The organism is Streptomyces sp. NPDC090499, assembly GCF_044769305.1.
GTDB lineage: Bacteria > Actinomycetota > Actinomycetes > Streptomycetales > Streptomycetaceae > Streptomyces.
Window position 1 is genome coordinate 22926 of the sequence record NZ_JBIVXP010000034.1, and the last position, 16292, is coordinate 39217.

A 16292-nucleotide genomic window follows, 5' to 3' on the forward strand; every position below is an offset into this window, starting at 1 on the left:
ATGCTGCTCAGATGGTTCTTCACGGTCTTCTCGGATATGTCGAGCCTGCGCGCGATGAGCCGGTTGCTCAGCCCCCACGCCAGCAGGCGCAGCACGCCCCGTTCGCGTGCGGTCAGGGCCCTCCCGGCGGGCGGCGCGTCCTTCCCGGGCACAAGAGCGAACACCGCGGACAGGGCCGCCTCCCCGGGGCCGGTCAGGCCGGCGTGGCGGGCGTAGAGGGCGGCCTGGGTGCGGCCGGCGGCGCCGGTCTTGAAGTAGATGCTGCTCAGATGGTTCTTCACGGTCTTCTCGGATATGTCGAGCCTGCGCGCGATGAGCCGGTTGCTCAGCCCCCACGCCAGCAGGCGCAGCACGTCCGACTCCCGGCCGGTGAGTTTCGCGCCCGGCGCCTCTTCCACTTCCACGTCGTGCCTCCCCCTCGCTCCTCCCGCAGGACCTGCGGAAAAACGTCCCCGGGAACGTCACCGGGCGCGTGCCGGCCACGAACGGGTGCCCCCGCGGGCGGGCCGCCCGGGGCGGCGGCGTGCCGGTGCGAAGCCCCCGCGCCAGGAAGCTAGGCCACCAGGACGCCCCGGGCCGGTGCCGCTACGACTTCCGGCACACAGCACCGCACTCAAAGACACATCCGGCCCTGCACCGTCGTTGCGGCGGCCCGCCCCGCCCCGATATGATTCCTTCGCAAAGGTTTTTTATTGGGAGGGGACGGGATGCAGGACAGGGCTCAGCGGACCCGCGAACGCATCCTGGACGCCGCCGCCGAGGAGTTCGCGGTGCACGGCCCCGACGGCGCGACCCTGCAGGCGGTGGCCGACCGGGTCGGCATGACCAAGGGCGCGGTGTACGGGCACTTCACGTCCAAGCAGGCCGTGGCGGCCGCGCTCGAGGCGTACGGCGCCCTGGCCCTGTCCGCGCTGCGCCCCGACAGCACGGCACCGGACCCGGTGGACACGCTGCGCCGGCTCGTGGGCGGGCTCGGCGCACGGCTGCAGTCGGACATCCGGCTGCGCGCGGCCCTGCGGCTGCGGGCGTCACTGCCCGCCGTGCACCCGCCCACGGCCCTGTCCGACCTGCTCCGGCACACCAGCGAGACCGTACGGGCCGCCCAGGACAAAGGAGCGGTCGCCGCGGACCACCCGCCGCACCTCATCGCCGGATGCCTGCTGACCCTCGCCTGCGCCGGCGCCGGCGCGGCCGCTCCCGAGGAACTGCGCCCCCGCCCCTGTGACGTACAGGAAGTCACGGACATCGCCCTCAAGCTGCTCGACGCCGGATGACGGGCCGTCACCCCGGCCGGGACCGTGTCCACCAGGCGCGCCGGCCACCGGCCCGGCCCGGCCCGGGAAACAGGAGTACCGCCTGCCATGCCACCCACACCCATACGCGTTGTGATCGCGGACGAGCAGAGCCTGCTGCGCGAGGCCCTGTGCGCGCTGCTGGACACCGAGCCCGGCGTCGAGGTCGTGGGCCAGACGGGCTGTACGGCAGACCTGCTCCCCCTGGTCACCCGCACCCACCCCGACCTCGTCGTCCTCGACATCGGCATGACCCCCGCCGGCAGCCGCGAGTCCCTCCTCAACCGCCTCCTGCACGGCGTGCCGGCCTGCCACGTCCTCGTCCTGTCCATGCTGGACCAGCCCCGCCTGGTCCAGTCCCTGCTCGACCTGGGCATCCACGGCTACCTCCACAAGAGCATCGGCTACAGCACCCTCATCGACGCCGTACGCGCCCAGCGCGAGACCCGCTCCCACCAGACCGTGACACTGCCGCTGCGGCCCACCCTGCACACCGTCGGCACCGGCCCCTCCAGCGGGCCGGAACTGTCCGCACGCGAAGTGGAGATCCTCACCCACGCCGCAGCAGCCCTGAGCAACCGCCAGATCGCCGTCCGGCTCGGCATCGCAGAAGGCACCGTCAAACGGCACCTCAGCAACATCTTCACCAAACTCGACGCCGTCAGCCGCCTCGACGCCGTCAACAAAGCCGCCTCCCTGCGCTTCATCCACCCCGGCGACATCCGCAGCACCCGCCGGCTGCGCGTGGCCACCTGACCACAGCCCCACCGGCCCAGAACCCCCGCCCCACCAGCACGACACCAGCACGACACGGCACCGGCACGGCACGGCACCGGCACGGCACCGGCACGGCACCGGCACGGCACGGCACCGGCACCGGGGCGGCACCGGGAGAACCGCCCGGCACCACGGGGCCTCCCTTGCCGGCCACCGACCAGACCAGGGCCGCGGAGCGCACCGCAGCGCACCGGGCAAGGGCCCCCAGCCGCCGGCCGCGATGCCGGACGTCCCGGCCACACACCCCAAGGGCCCCGCCGGCCGTCCGTCCCGCCGCCCCCGGGCCGCCGCGGACCGCCGCATCCGCCCGGGGGCGGGGGCTGCCGGGAAACGGCTCCGGCCCCATCCGCGTGACCGGTTGCAGTGAGCCACCGGCCTCGGGGTCTCCCCGCGATCACACGATGTCCGTCAGGCCCTGCCAGCGCCGGGCCGGTCTCAGGCAACCGGCCGCAAACGGACAGGTGCATGCTCCCCGAGACGGTGCTGCACACGGAACGACCGGTCCTGCGCCCCTTCACCGGTGCCGACATCGAAGACACGCAGGCGAGTTGCGGCGACGCTCCCACCCGGCGACGGCTCCCTCTTCCTCAGCCCTGCACGCCGGCGACGCGGCCGCCTGGTGCACGAGCGCGGCCCATGCCCTTCGCGAGTCCGGTGACGGCATCCACTCCGCGGTCGCGGACGCCCGCACCGGGCGGCTCATGGGCACCGTCAAACCGAAGAGGACCGACCGGCGGGCCCCGGCGAGTGAGGCCGGCTACCGGACATCCCCCCGGGCCCGCGGCCGCGGGATCGCCGCCGAGGCAACCAGCGCATCGGCTCCATGGCTGCCGACCGGCCCGGAGTTCCAGCATCGGAACTCCGGGCCGCCACCGAGAACACCGCTTCCCAGCAGGCCGGTCAAGGCCGGCTTCCGCCACGAGGGCCTCCTGCGAAATGCAGGCCTCCTCCACACCGGACGGACCGGCCCCGTCCTGTTCCCTCTGTCCCCTACGACCTCTTGGAAAAGAGCTGCACGTGCGCAGACGCAGCCGGCCCCCGCAACATCTGACGTCCGCCCGGCCGGCGCAGGCGAGCAGCACTCGCCTGCGCAGCAGCCGGAAGCCGGCACGGCCGAACAACCGACGCCCGGCCCGCCTGCCCCGAGATCACCGCCCGTGATCTGCTGCCGGTCATGCCGTTGCTGATGCCGGACCCCGGCAACACCCCGGCCGACCGCAACGCCGCCTTCCGCGACGCCGTCACCGCATTCCTCACCGGGCACCGCCTGCCCGGCCCCGGCCTCACCCGGGTGACGGCTCTCGACACCGGCGGCCGTACCGCCCGCCACGACGCCGCCGCGGCCATGACCGACCGGCACCGCGACACGGTGCCCACCACGGCCGTCCATGCCCCGCCCGGCCACGGCGCTGCCGATCGCGTCGTAGCGGCCGGCCTCTCCCGCAAGGCCCTGGACAAAGCACATGCTGCCCGACGCTGAAAATGCCGACGAGGGCGGCGTTCAAGATGCCGGCGAAGTGTGACGGCGACGCCCCGCCGGTGGGTGTTCCGGCGGGGCGGTCGCCGGCAGGGTGTCGTTTTCGTCGGCACGGTGCCGGTGCTTCAAGGCTGCGCGGCGTGGGGGCCGTCAGGCGGGCGGCAGGGCCGTCTGGGGCCTGCCCGCCGTTGTGGCAACCGCGCGGTGCAGGGGGAGCAAGAACGCAACGACGACCAGACCGAAGAGGGTGATGGGCAACAGCGGCAGCAGCTTCGCGGGATCGTCCTGCAGCCAGTGCCGGTTGCCCCACCAGTTCGCGAAGACGTCCGTCACCATCACGGCACTTGCCAGCCAGACCCCTTCCCGTCGCAGGAGCCCCACCAGGACGGCCACGAGCGGATCAAGGATCGCCAAGCCGACGAAGAACGCCTGCAGGAGAACCTGGGGAAACGCTGCATAGGCATGGAAGCCTTCACGGACCAGATCGCGAATGTGGACGCAGGATCCTTCGAGGAATCCGATCAAGTACGCCGCGAGAACCCATCTCGCCCACAGTGGCTGTCCGCCCCATCGTTCCCGCAGCTCACACCCCACCGGGTCACCCTAGTGCTCCGGCCCGGTCAAGGGATCAAAAAAGGGGGGTTTCCCAGCCGCCTGCCACCTCGCTCACGGCAGCGCGGGCGGCGGCCTCGCCGACGAGGTTCTTGCCGGTGGCGAACGCGGCGGCCAGGGCCTGCAGGGAGAGGTTGTCGACCGCCCGCGGGCAGCCGCGCGAAGCCGTGGCCGCCGCGGACGCCGTCGGAGTACCCCTCATGGGCGCGTGGGGCATCGGCGGTTCCCCCCGCATGCCGGCACCGCCGGCGCCAACACGCCCGGGCTTCGAAGCATGGGGGTGCCGAACGGACCGCCATGGGGCCCAGGACTCCTGCCAGCCCGCCCATGCCGCCGAGGACGCCGCCACCGCGATCGACCACGTCATCACTGCGGCGGGACAGGACACGACCGGCCCTCCGCACCGTCCCGCAAGGCCGGAGCGGTGAAACCCCGCCGGGCGGCGGCACCCGAGCGGGACAGACCGCGGCCCGTGTGCCGCCGGCCGTGCACACGGCCGGCGGCACACGGGCGCTCACCGCTCAGGCACCGGCCACGGACGCATAGGCGTCGGCCGCCGCCTCCATGCGCAGGACCCCATGCGCCGCAGCCGTGTGCACATCACGCCAGCAGCGCTGCAGGCAGCCGCTGTCGGTACGGGCATGCCGGCCGCCCGTGCGGAAGAGACGCTCCACGGCCGACACCAGCAGATCGGCGGCGAAAGCCGCATCACGCCGGTTGCGGGCGACGGCAGCCTCACAGACGACCGCCGTGTCAGCCCGCAGCGCGGCCCGCTCCAGCAGCAGCGCCGCAGCATCGATCTCCGCCGACGAACGGGCCAGCGTCTCGCGTACGGATGCCTGCACACGCACAGGAGCAGCAGCACCCGGCGCACACGCCCACACCGACCAGGCTGCAAGAGCCCGCCGCGCACAGCCCAGCACCGGCGCGGCGAACAGCAGGCCCCCGCCCATGTGGGCAGGCACGCTGTGACAGCGGGCCCGCCCCGGCCCCGGCGCCCCCTCCACCAGAAGGGCCAGGGGAAAAGTACGGTGCGCGGGCACCACGGCCGCAGCGACGACGACCGTGTCGCTGCCGGTCCCGCGCAGCCCCGTGCTGTGCCACACATCACGCACCGCAACCTGCTCACGCGGCACCAGGAACACCCGCGCAGGACGCCCCGCACCGCAGACGTCCCGGGCCGCGAGCAGCAGCCAGTCCGCCTGCCCCGCACCGCTGACACACTCCCACTCACCCTCCAGCCGCCACCCGCCGCCCACCGGCACAGCCCCGCCCGCCGGCGGCATCACACCCGCCGCGATACACACATCCGGCCCCCTCCCCCACAGCTCACGCTGACCCGCCACCGGCAGACACGCCGCAAAACGGCCGTGCGCAGCCCACAGCGCCGCACACCAGGCAGCAGAAGCACACCCCTCACCCAGCCCCGCAACCGCACCCACCAGCTCACTGAACGTCCCCTGCACACCACCCCAGCGCCCCGGCACGAAATGCCGGGCAAAACCCGCCTCACACACCGCCCGCACCACCTCAGGATGCAGACCCCGCTCCCCATCAGCCCGCACCGCATGACGGGCAGCCACACCCGCCACCCCCACCACACGACCCACCAGACCACCCCCCACCCCAGACACCGACGCCGGCACAGACACAGACACCGACACCGACATGGATCCGGACGTGGACGCGGACACAGACCCGGATGAGGACGCGGACTCGGACTCGGACTCGGGCACGAACGCGGGCACAGACGCCGGCAGGGATCCGGATCCGGACACAGATCCAAACGCAGGCACGGACCCGGACTCGGACCCGGACTCGGACTCGGACCCGGACTCGGGCCCGGACTCGGACCCGGACCCGGACCCGGACCCGGACCCGGACCCGGACCCGGACCCGGACTCGGACGGGGACCCGGACCCGGACCCGGACTCGGACGGGGACACAGACGCAGACCCGGACGAGGCGCCGGACGCAGACCCGGCCCCGGGCACAGGCACAGGCACAGGCACAAACGGAGACGAAGACGAAGACGCGGGCACAGACGGAAACGCGGACGGGGCCGGGGCCCCGGGCACAGGCACAGACGGGGACGGGGGCCCGGCAGAGACTTCCAGGACGGGCCCGTCGGCAGCAGTCATGACGACGACTCCTCAGACATCACGGATACCTCACGCCGCGGACACGGACATGAGTGTGCGGCAGGCCCGGGCACATGCCGTTGCACATCAGAAGAAACAGAACCGCCGCCCCGCGGGCACAGCCGCACAGCCCGGTCACCCGGTGCGGGGCACGGCAGCCCGGGCACCCCGCGCGCTACAGCACCGGGCGGCCACGGGAACACCGCCTGCGTCAGGCAGAGCCGGGAGCCGCCACCGGCACACCCCGCTCAGCCGTCCAGGACATCGACGCGGTCGACAGCAGCACACCGCGCTGCACCGCCTCGACCCGCAGCAGCACCGGACCCCCGGCATCCGCCGGCGCACGATGCTGCGTCATCACCAGCCGGACCGGCACGTCGAGTTCCGCAAACGCCAGACAGGCCACAGACGCCCCGGCCAGCGTGTGCGGGACAGCCGCACCCCCCTCACTGGTCTGCAGGTACCCCAGCTGGCGGAAACCCTCCAGCAGCACCATGAGCGGCACATGGTCGGTGGGATGGTCGAAAAGAATGGCATGACCCAGATCCAGCTCCAGATCCCACTCCCCCGCCCGCCCGCCCGGCCTCAGAACACTGTCCTTGGCCCGCAGCCGCCCCACCCGCTGGGCAGCCAGCCGCCCAGCCCCCACCCCCCGCCCCGCCCCGCCCGACGAAACCGGCGAGACCACCCCGCCCGCCCCGCCCGACGAGACCGCCCCGCCCGGCGGCAGACCGTCCGGTGAGGCCGCCCCGCCCGGCGGCAGACCGTCCGGTGAGGCCGCCCCGCCCGGCGGGACCGCCCCGGCCGGCGAGACCGGCGGGACCGGCGAGGCCGGCCGGCCGGCGCGCCGCCTGAGAAGCCCGTAACGCTTCTCGTCCACCGCGACCACCCGCAGACTGCCCCGCCCGCACGGCACACCACCGACAGTGAGAACAGCCTCGATACGCATCCCGTAACGCTGCGGCGGCCGGTGGTCCGCCCACGCCCAGGACACCTCCAGGACCACCGGCAGCGGCACCGCACCCACCTTCAGCACAGAACGCTCGGTGAACTCGAAATCCATGTCCCGGCCCACGAACCGGTACCCCAGCGGCACCCCGTAGTACTCGTGCGCCAGAAACACCAACGTTTGCCGAATCGTTTCAGCAAACAGCAGCGGATCCGCGCAACCGCTGCCGTCCGGGTGGTACAGCGCATGATCGCGCGGCCACTGCGCAGCCACCAGGAAACGGTCCCCCTCCCCGGCGACGGCATCGGTCACAAACACCTCCGCCACCGACGCCCGGTGCACCAGATGACGCGGGACGGGCTGCACAAAAGCAAGCTGCCGGCCGGCCGGCACGGACGCAGTCAGCAGACCCGCAGACCCCCGCCCGGACATTGCGTGACGCATGATCCCCCCAGTGCTCTAGCCACACCTGACACTCTCACGGGCTGACACTCACGACGCGCGCCAAAAAATATACCTCCCAGAAGGTATATACAAGGTCTCCCGCCACCTCCCCGCCCCCGGCACACACTTCTGGCCACCCGCCGAAAACCACCACCCGCCACCACCCGCCCCACACACCGCCCCACACCCCCCCAGCCACCCCCGCCAGGCACCGGAAGAAACACGCGCCCCGGGCCCGCACATCCAGCACCCGGCCGTCCGGCCGGACCAGTCCGGCCCGCCGGCCCTCACCCGCGAAGCCGGACGACGCCGGACGGCCCGATACACCCCAAGGCTCCACGAACGGCCGAGCAGCCGGCCCAGGACATCCCCACCGCACCCGGCGAACACACCGCCGCCGCCCCCGTCACCGACACGCCCCCCTGACCGCCCCCAGCCCCGCCAGCCCGCTCCGCACCGCCCCCGACCGGCACACACCCCTCACCACCAGCACCGAGGAACCACTGAAGGCCCACCCCCTTCCCAGGACACCTCACGGCGCTCAAAGACACCGTTTCTTCTGGCCGCAGCACGACGAACGCGACCGCCACAGTGATCCGTATGCAACCCCCTGCCGATACGGTGCTCATCCTCGACCGCGACGAGAACCTGCCCGTCTTCGAATCCTCCGCCCACGCCACGAACCGGGCGCAGGCCATGGACGCCGACGAAGGCGAGTACACAGCGGCGTACGCACCGCACGGCGGCATGCCGGCGCTGACAGCCCCCGAAGGCCCGGAGGGACCAGCCGCTCCCGCCAGGACCGGAAGCCCGGACCCGGGCGATCTGGAGCCGAGGACAGCCCGCTACCGGCACCGCCACCAGACAAGGCCAGCCCCCCTGCGACCCGCCACACACAGCACAGCACGGTTCCCGACCGAGAAGGACAACGAGCCGCACAGCGGACGGCCGGGCCGGCTCGTTGCCCTGCCGCGACGCGCAACATCCAGGACCCAACCCACCCCATCACCCCGCAGCCGCTTCACCCCGCAAGACGACGGCAGCCGATGAGATCTGCGGCCATGCCGACGAAAGCGAGGAAGGCGAGGAAGCACCCGGCCCTGCACCCGCAGCAACGCTGCAGGCGGCGCCACCCGGCAAGCCAGGACACCGCCCCTCCCACGACCCAGCAATGGCGGCCCAGCCACATGCAGGACCCGACGCCCCTACGGGCCATCCGGCAGCGGAGCACCGGCAGACCACGCAACCGGCACCAGGACCCTCACCGACCGCACCCAGCCCCCCACCCCCCGGCAACCCGCCCGCAGGCCACCGCCCGCAGGCCACCACGGGCAGGCGGCCACGGGCAGGCCACCGCGGGCAGGCCACCGCGGGCAGGCCACCACGGGCACCTCCCGGGACCAGACCGCGTAAAAATACCTAATCAAAGGTATGTTTACAGAAAGGTCCCGCCCCCGCCCCCGCAGCACACCGCAAGCGCCCCACAGCACCAGGAGAAACCCGTGCCGTCCGACCCCGCCCCGCCACACCCCCGCCCCAGCCGCACCGCCAACGCCAAAGGCCAGGCATTCAAACAAGAACGCGCACTACGCACCCGCCGCCTCCTCCTCGACGCCGCCGCCCAAGCCTTCGCCGACAAAGGATTCCCCGGCGTCACCATCCTCGACATCGCCGAACTCGCCGACATGACCAAAGGCGCCGTCTACTTCCACTTCGCCAACAAAGAAGCCCTCGCCCTCGCCCTCGCCGACGAATTCTACGAACGCCTCGACGACCTCATCGACACCGCACGCCGCACCACCAACACCCCCCTCGACACCGTACGCACCATCCTCACCCGCACCGCCACCGCCTTCCGCGACGACACCACCATCCAGGCCGGCGCCCGCCTCCAAGTCGAACGCACCTACATCAACGCCGCACTCCCCACCCCCTACACCGCATTCACCACCACCCTCACCGACCTCCTCACCCAAGCACACACCACCGGCCAACTCCGCCCCGACTGCAACCCCCAAGCCCTCGCCCACACCCTCACCTCAGCCTTCTTCGGCGCCCAACACATCTCCTGGATCCTCCACAACCGCACAGACCTCCCCCAACGCACCCACGACATCCTCAACACCACCCTCAACCCCAACCAACCCTAAACACCCCCACACCCACACCCAACCGGGCAACAACACAGACGCCGCCGAGAGCCAAGACCTCGACCGCAAGCACGAGCACCGCGCCAGAAACGACGCGAAAGACCCCGAGGAGCCGGCCAAGGACATCACCACCTACACCAACCACACCACCAACCCCCTCAACCCGCACACAGCGCAGGACAAGGGAGCACCCCAAAGAGCGCCCGACACCGACCTCAACAACTTCAACGGTTTGAGCCGGCCCCATTTCTCCGGCTTGAAGCGGCCCCACTTGAAGTGCGGCCGGGCGGAGATTCCGGCTCCAAGCGGCCCCGACTTCCGGGCCGGGCCGGCCCCGGCTCACAGCCGGCTCATCGCGGTAGACGGTGCAGTTCGGGTCTGCCGGTTTTCGAGGTCGCCGGCACGGCTTTCAGGCTCGGCCGCACTCCTGTCCGAGCGTGACGGGACGCGTGCCGCGGAGCGGGCTATGCGCCTTCGCTGTCACCGCGCAGGGAACGGATCATGCTCTGCAGGATCCGGAACGCCTCCGACTGCTCGGTCCCGGTCAGGCCGGCCAGCATTCCGGCCTCGACGGACCGGACGGCTGCGCTCGCCTTCTCGAGGCTTCGCCGGCCGCGAGGCGTGAGCCGCGCCGGAAGCACCTTCCCGACGGGTGCCTCCGCGGGCCTGGTCACGCAGCCGTCCCGCTCCAGGGCCTGGAGCAGCACGTTCATCGTCTGCCGTGTCACGAACGCGCCCCGCGCGAGCTCGGAGTTCGACAAGCCCGGCCGTTGCGCCAGCAGCTCGAGGCAGGAGTAGTGCGTCACGCTCATCCCGAGCGGCCGCAGCACCTCCTCCATGGCCGTACGAAGAGCGCTCGACGCTTCTTTGAGCAGATAGCCCAGTGACGTCTCCAGGTCGACGCCGACACCTTCCTGACTCATGTCAGCATTCTGACATAGCTTCTGCATGTCAGAAAGCTGACACGAAAAGAAGGAGTGCCATCATGCCCGCCACCGGCCCCGACTTCATCTCCCTCCAAGTGCGCGACCCCGACGCCTCACAGGCGTTCTACGAGCAGTACCTGGGCCTCGTCCGCTCGCCGGCCGGACCTGCGCACGCCGTCGTCCTCGAGACGAAGCCCATCGCCTTCGCACTCCGCGACGTCATTCCCGGCACCGACCTCGCATCCGCCGCCCAGCCCGGCATCGGTGCCGCGATCTGGCTCCACGCCACCGACGTCCAGGCCATCCACGACGCGCTCGCCGCCGACGGTCACACCATCGTCTCCGCACCGATCGACGGCCCCTTCGGCAGGACCTTCACCTTCGCCGACCCCGACGGCTACCACGTCACCCTCCACGACCGCACCTGACCGACCCAACACCACCGGACGATCACCAGCGGCAGCGCCCCGGACTCGAACGCGACGGTGCAGCTCCCAGCCACAGGTCTCGACATCGCTTCCCCCGCCGGCCCGTGCCCGCCCGCCAGGACGGGCCTGCCAAACGAACGGGCCTGTTCCGCAGCCGGCGGTGACAGAGCGTCCGGCCAGCCCAGGAGGATGCGGTGGCGGAGAAGAGGGAAGCCTGCACGGCCCTGCATCCGGCGCGCGATCCGCATGGACCGGGTGCTGACGCCCTCGGCGGGGCCGCTGCCGTACGCAAGCGTGAACCCGGCGATCACAGCGCCGACGTCCCGGTCCAGACCCCGGGCGAAGGCATACAGGCGGGGCAGATCACCTGTCCGGACTTGAACGACCCAACGCGTGAGCGCACCGGGGCTGCCGGCATGTGGCCTAAGAGGTCCTAACAAAGGCGTCGGACGTGTCTGTAGGTGATGAGGCAGGTGGCGAGGCCGAGGAACGCTTCGTGGATGTCGTCGCGTCGTTCCCAGCGGATGCGCAGGCGGCGGAAGCCGTGCAGCCAGGCGATCGTTCTTTCGACGACGTACCGGAAGATGCCCAGGCCAGTGCCGTGGGGCCGGCCTCGTTCGGCGATGACTGGGCGGATGCCCCGGGCCCACAGCAGGCGCCGGTACTTGTCGTGGTCGTAGCCGCGGTCGGCAAGCCGGGCGTCGGGCCGGTGCCTGGGCCGGCCCACGGTTCCGGCGACGGATGGGATCTTGTCGACCAGAGGCAGCAACTGCGTGACGTCGTTGCGGTTCCCGCCGGTCAGCGACACCGCGAGCGGGATGCCCTGGGCGTCGGTGATGACGTGGTGCTTGCTGCCCGGCCGTGCGCGGTCGACCGGGCTGGGACCGCTTTTGGGCCCCTGCGGGCCGCCCGCACGTGGGAGGAGTCGATCACCGCCCGCGACCAGTCCAGCTTCTTCGCCGCACGCAGCTTCTTCAACAGCAGCAGATGCAGCTCGTCCCACACGCCGGCCTCGTTCCAGGCGGCCAGCCGCCGCCAGCAGGTCATGCCCGAGCCGAACCCCAGCTCCTGCGGCAGGTACTCCCACTGGATGCCAGTGTGCAGCACGAACAGGATCCCGCACAACGCCTGCCGGTCCGGCACCCGCGGTCTGCCCTCGACCAGCTTCGGACCCGGCACCGGCAGCAACGGCTCGATCAGCGACCACAGTTCGTCCGAGACAATCCATGGCCGCGACTCCCTCTTCCCCACAAGCAGACCAACGACCCCTCAAGCCGAAAGTCACATGATCAACAACTTCTGTTAGGACCTCTAAGGAGCGGGGCGAAGTCCCCCATGCCTGACACCAGTCGGGTCATCTCGGGGCAAGCGGCGCTGAGTTCGTCTAGGAGTTCGTGCTGCCCGGCCTCGAGGCTGTCGGGCCTGGTCAGCATCCTCCGGGCGAGCCGACGTGGCGGGACATGGCTGCGGTCGGCGTCCGCGCGGCCTAGGTTGACGTACTTGTACAGAAGGTTCAGACAGCCCGTGAAGCCGAAGGACTCGACCTCTTCGAAGCAGCGAGCCCGTGGACCGTACCGGCCGCCCGATCGTGCGGGCCTGACCGACGGCCTGCGACCGCTGCGGCGAACCGAGGCCGGTCGGCAGACACCGGAGCCCCGCCCGGCCACCGAAGCAAACGACCCGCAAGGCCCGCGGCGCACGGACCGCCGAAGACAACGAGACAGAACCCCCCTCCTGCCCGAAAAACAGTTCGGCGCTGGCCGAGGCCGACCCGCCTCACGAGCCGAGCAGGACCACCGACGCAGCCGGACCCAGTACACCGTCGGGCAGTTCGGCCCTCTCCGCCGTCCCGTCGACCACGCCCACCAGGAACGCGAGCATGCCTCCCGCGCACTCCCACCAGGCACCATTGCGCCCGCCGGCAACCACCGGCCACCGCCCGGGATCCCGGCCGGCCGTGCGCCAGTAGAAGACATCACCTTCGAGCGACTCGCCCCACGGCAACAGCCCTCCCGGCTCCGGGTAGACCGCGTAGCCCCCTGTATCACCGGACTCCCGCAGATCCCGCACTGACCGCCGCGGTGGACGAGGCAGCCGCGACATTCGGCAGGCTGGACATCCTGGTCAACAACGCCGGCGTCTTTCTCGTCGGCCTGCTCGACGACCTGGGGCAGACGGAGATCGACCGCACCCTGGCCGTGAATGTCCGGGCACCGTTCGTGGCGTCACAGGCGGCGGCACGTCACATGGGCGATGGCGGACGCATCATCAGCATCGGCAGCAATGTCGCCGAACGCGCGCCCTTCCCGGGCCTGGCCCTGTACTCGATGAGCAAGACTGCCCTCGTCGGCATGGCCAAGGGCCTGGCCCGAGAGCTCGGCCCGCGCGGCATCACGGTCAATGTGGTCCACCCCGGCCCCACCGACACGGACACCAACCCCGCGGATGGCCCGAACGCCGAGACGATCGCCGGCTTCACCGCCGCGGGCCGTTATGCGGAAGCGGCCGAGATCGCGGCCACCGTCGCCCACCTGGCAAGCGCCGACGGCAAATACATCACCGTAGCCTCGATCCACGTGGACGGCGGCTTCACCGCGTGACAAGGAGAGGTCGGGGACGAACAGTTCGGTGAGGCGGTCTGTTCGTCTCCGACCTCGGTGTCAGATGCCCAGACCTTCAAGGGGCCTGCCGGGGCAGCGGCTGTGATGGCGGAGACCTTGGGCGATGTTGGTCCAGCCGTCGAGACGGAGCGTGCCGAGGGCAAGGTTACGCAGGCCGGCCATGGCGCGGGGTGCGGTGCCGGTGCGGACGCGGGAGGCATCCTCTTCGAACGTCACGTCGCGGACACGGTGTTCCTTGTTCTCGATCCACCAGTGCCGTCTCACGTATTCCGCGAGTTGTCCGCCTGTTCATGGAGGGTGTCCAGGCTGGTGAGGGCATAGGCGCGGTCGATGGTGGTCTTCCCGTTCCGGACGGTGCGGCGGACGATCTGGAGGCCTGCGCCGCGTGAGGGAAAGGCAGCCGGGTCATCGCGGCGGCCTTCAGCCGGCGGATCTCGTTACGGCCCCCGGAGGTGTCCCGGCTGCGCTGGCCGAACGGGACGTCCCGCCAGGGCAGTTCCTTGACGAGTTGGTGCAGGCGGGGGTGGTTCGCCTTCAGCACGGCGATGTAGTGCGCTTTCTTGTCCTCGACGAGGAAGCGGGCCAGATCGGTCTGGGTGAGCAGGGTGTCGAAGGTGATCACATGGTTTTCCAGGTCGAGTGGGGTCAGGAGGGGCTTGAACGCGGTGATTTCGTTGGTTTTTGACGGCACTTCGCGCTGGGCGAGGACCACCCCGTCCATCCGCAGCGCGGAGATGAGGTGGACTTGGCTGCCGTCGGGGTGGACCGCGCCGCGCAGAGTCTTGCCGTCCACAGCGACCTGGACCAGCTCCTTCTTCTCTGGCTGATGGTGGGCGCGTTCGCGCAAGTAGGAGCTGATGGCGCTGTCGAGGGCATCACCGTCGAGGCGTTGGAGGACGCGGCGGAAGGTGGCCTCGGACGGCGGTCGGCAGGCAAGGCCAGGTTCGGGGTCGAGGACGCGCGCTCCCGTGCGGGCGAGCCGGTCGCGCGGCAGATCGGCGGCCCACTCTGCAATCGCGGTCAGGGAACGGGCCCCGGCCAGGACCGCGCAGGCGGCCAGGGCGAGGACATAGGCCAGCGGGTGACGGCGTCCCCGCCGGATCCTCGGGTCGGGAACCCGCTCAAGGTGCCGGAGCAGGGAGGGGACGTCTGCTTCCGTGACGGTGCCGGCAGAGCCGAGCTGGACCACAGACGCGAGGATCGGTGAAGATGCGGGAGCAGGCACGGCCTTCTCGGTGATCAGGGAACTCGACACTCCGATGATCACTGGAGGCCGTGCCTGCACTGCTTCCGGGGACGTCCAGGGGCCCCTGGCGAACTATCCGACATCCAGAGCGAGTTACCCCCAACCCGACGGAACCGTCAGACCACCCTCACCGCGAGAACGACGCCGCCCTGGATCGAGGTTGACTCCGGGCAATCCTTATGAGAACGCCACCAGTTGAGGTGGGAAATGAGCAGAAGTACCACTCAGGTCGTCTCGAATTGGGTCACCTGGAATCAAAATGGGAGCAAATACCCTTTGGAGAGAGGAGAAGTCTGCATGCAGATAATCGCTCCATGTGGCCGCAGCCTGAAGCCAGTACGCACCATTTGCGAGTTCGTTAACTTCGCTGAACAACCCGCATTCCCTCACGGCGCCGGCCCCTCCAATCACTTCCAAAATCTCTCGCGGAAGTACAGTGATCCACGAGTATCCGCGCGCTAGTCCTGGATGCTGCGTGATCGAATGTTCGGGATCGATATTGAGGGCCTCTTCATAGGCGGTAGGAGACAGCGGATTGTACAGATAAGACACATGCCCGAAGCCGACTTCTTGACTCTCTGCGAATCGCTTCAAAACCGTCAAGCGCCTCGAGATTCTTTCTGGATTCGCAATTGTCTCCGACTCGCGAAAATTCATCGAGGCCCGAAGCCAGCCAGGCTCATCACCCACCCTTGAGCAATTCAAGGAAAATCCGTCCGACAGAAACCCTAGACTATCAAGCTTGCTAACCTCGAAAAATACCCTTTTCAGATCCGCCCTATCGGCTTGCAGCCACCTTCGCGTCGGTTCACCCCGATATCTCGCAGTAGAGATAAAATTACCGCTTCCGCTTGCAGTCGTGACTTGCGCAAGAATCCCCTCTGGGGGACCTGCTGGCGCCTCGGGATCATCCGATCCGAATGGGACTTCATCGTCGGCGACCTCATTCATCTTTTTATACCAAGAAGGTTCTACAGTCGACGCACCTGAATCAACCCAAACAAGCATCTTTTGCAGAAATTCTTCGGAAGTGGCGAATCTCACCGTCAGTTCTGCAACCATACCGAAATTCCATCGACCCATTGCGGGAAAACACCTCTCCATGAAAGCGCTAAATGAAATCAATCGTATCCCCCTTTCGTTGCACCTTCAAGGGACACGCCTGCATCCATCGATCGGCACAGTGAGCTTCAACGCCCTGCCGCCGCGACTGAACCCAGAAGGCCGAT

15 protein-coding genes are annotated in these 16292 nt (G+C 69.9%); 6 read left to right on the plus strand and 9 right to left on the minus strand.

What is annotated here, in order from left to right; genetic code table 11:
- A partial coding sequence (locus tag ACIQVL_RS50005) for a response regulator transcription factor (RefSeq protein ID WP_403479078.1) occupies positions 1-404 on the minus strand: 404 nt, incomplete at its 3' end.
- A gap of 303 nt (positions 405-707) precedes the next feature.
- Between ACIQVL_RS50005 and ACIQVL_RS50010 the strand changes: the two genes are divergently transcribed.
- The 3 genes from ACIQVL_RS50010 to ACIQVL_RS50020 all read left to right on the plus strand — a co-directional run bounded on the left by ACIQVL_RS50010 (position 708) and on the right by ACIQVL_RS50020 (position 3549).
- Positions 708-1274 (plus strand): TetR family transcriptional regulator, encoded by a 567-nt coding sequence (locus ACIQVL_RS50010; protein WP_403445153.1) that lies wholly within the window; start codon positions 708-710, stop codon positions 1272-1274.
- An 87-nt stretch (positions 1275-1361) separates the two neighbouring features.
- On the plus strand, positions 1362-2048 hold the full coding sequence (locus ACIQVL_RS50015) for a LuxR C-terminal-related transcriptional regulator (RefSeq protein ID WP_403479079.1): 687 nt from the start codon (positions 1362-1364) through the stop codon (positions 2046-2048).
- A 1195-nt stretch (positions 2049-3243) separates the two neighbouring features.
- Complete coding sequence (locus ACIQVL_RS50020; protein WP_403479080.1) at positions 3244-3549, plus strand: hypothetical protein; 306 nt, start codon at positions 3244-3246, stop codon at positions 3547-3549.
- A gap of 147 nt (positions 3550-3696) precedes the next feature.
- Here the strand turns inward: ACIQVL_RS50020 and ACIQVL_RS50025 are convergent, their stop codons facing one another.
- From ACIQVL_RS50025 to ACIQVL_RS50040, 4 genes are all read right to left on the minus strand, one after another.
- Entirely contained in the window at positions 3697-4071 is a 375-nt protein-coding gene (locus ACIQVL_RS50025) for a hypothetical protein (protein ID WP_403445176.1), read from the minus strand.
- Positions 4072-4174: 103 nt separating this feature from the next.
- Positions 4175-4375 (minus strand): hypothetical protein, encoded by a 201-nt coding sequence (locus ACIQVL_RS50030; protein ID WP_403479081.1) that lies wholly within the window; start codon positions 4373-4375, stop codon positions 4175-4177.
- Positions 4376-4679: 304 nt separating this feature from the next.
- A complete protein-coding gene (locus tag ACIQVL_RS50035) occupies positions 4680-5741 on the minus strand; it encodes an oxidoreductase (RefSeq protein ID WP_403479082.1) in 1062 nt (353 codons plus the stop codon).
- 769 nt (positions 5742-6510) lie between these two features.
- Positions 6511-7641: an AfsA-related hotdog domain-containing protein gene (locus tag ACIQVL_RS50040; RefSeq protein ID WP_403479083.1), complete on the minus strand. Its 1131-nt coding sequence runs from the start codon at positions 7639-7641 to the stop codon at positions 6511-6513.
- Between the two features lie 1553 nt (positions 7642-9194).
- On the opposite strand from ACIQVL_RS50040, the gene ACIQVL_RS50045 reads away from it, so the two are divergent.
- Complete coding sequence (locus tag ACIQVL_RS50045) at positions 9195-9842, plus strand: ScbR family autoregulator-binding transcription factor (protein ID WP_403479084.1); 648 nt, start codon at positions 9195-9197, stop codon at positions 9840-9842.
- A 464-nt stretch (positions 9843-10306) separates the two neighbouring features.
- Here the strand turns inward: ACIQVL_RS50045 and ACIQVL_RS50050 are convergent, their stop codons facing one another.
- Positions 10307-10765, minus strand: a complete 459-nt coding sequence (locus ACIQVL_RS50050) for a MarR family winged helix-turn-helix transcriptional regulator (protein ID WP_403444295.1) — start codon at positions 10763-10765, stop codon at positions 10307-10309.
- A gap of 62 nt (positions 10766-10827) precedes the next feature.
- Between ACIQVL_RS50050 and ACIQVL_RS50055 the strand changes: the two genes are divergently transcribed.
- Positions 10828-11196 (plus strand): VOC family protein, encoded by a 369-nt coding sequence (locus tag ACIQVL_RS50055; protein WP_403479085.1) that lies wholly within the window; start codon positions 10828-10830, stop codon positions 11194-11196.
- 433 nt (positions 11197-11629) lie between these two features.
- Here the strand turns inward: ACIQVL_RS50055 and ACIQVL_RS50060 are convergent.
- A protein-coding gene (locus ACIQVL_RS50060) for an IS5 family transposase (protein WP_403479086.1) occupies positions 11630-12447 on the minus strand; the annotation gives its coding sequence in 2 pieces (ribosomal slippage) (positions 11630-12096 and positions 12096-12447; 819 coding nt in all).
- A gap of 818 nt (positions 12448-13265) precedes the next feature.
- Between ACIQVL_RS50060 and ACIQVL_RS50065 the strand changes: the two genes are divergently transcribed.
- Entirely contained in the window at positions 13266-13796 is a 531-nt protein-coding gene (locus ACIQVL_RS50065; RefSeq protein ID WP_403479094.1) for an SDR family oxidoreductase, read from the plus strand.
- 166 nt (positions 13797-13962) lie between these two features.
- Here the strand turns inward: ACIQVL_RS50065 and ACIQVL_RS50070 are convergent, their stop codons facing one another.
- Both ACIQVL_RS50070 and ACIQVL_RS50075 read right to left on the minus strand, forming a co-directional pair.
- Positions 13963-15006: an ISAs1 family transposase gene (locus ACIQVL_RS50070; protein ID WP_403479087.1), complete on the minus strand. Its 1044-nt coding sequence runs from the start codon at positions 15004-15006 to the stop codon at positions 13963-13965.
- Between the two features lie 234 nt (positions 15007-15240).
- Positions 15241-16125 carry a hypothetical protein gene (locus ACIQVL_RS50075; protein WP_403479088.1) on the minus strand — a complete coding sequence of 295 codons (885 nt, stop codon included), beginning with the start codon at positions 16123-16125 and terminating at the stop codon, positions 15241-15243.
- Between the last annotated feature and the right edge of the window lie 167 nt (positions 16126-16292).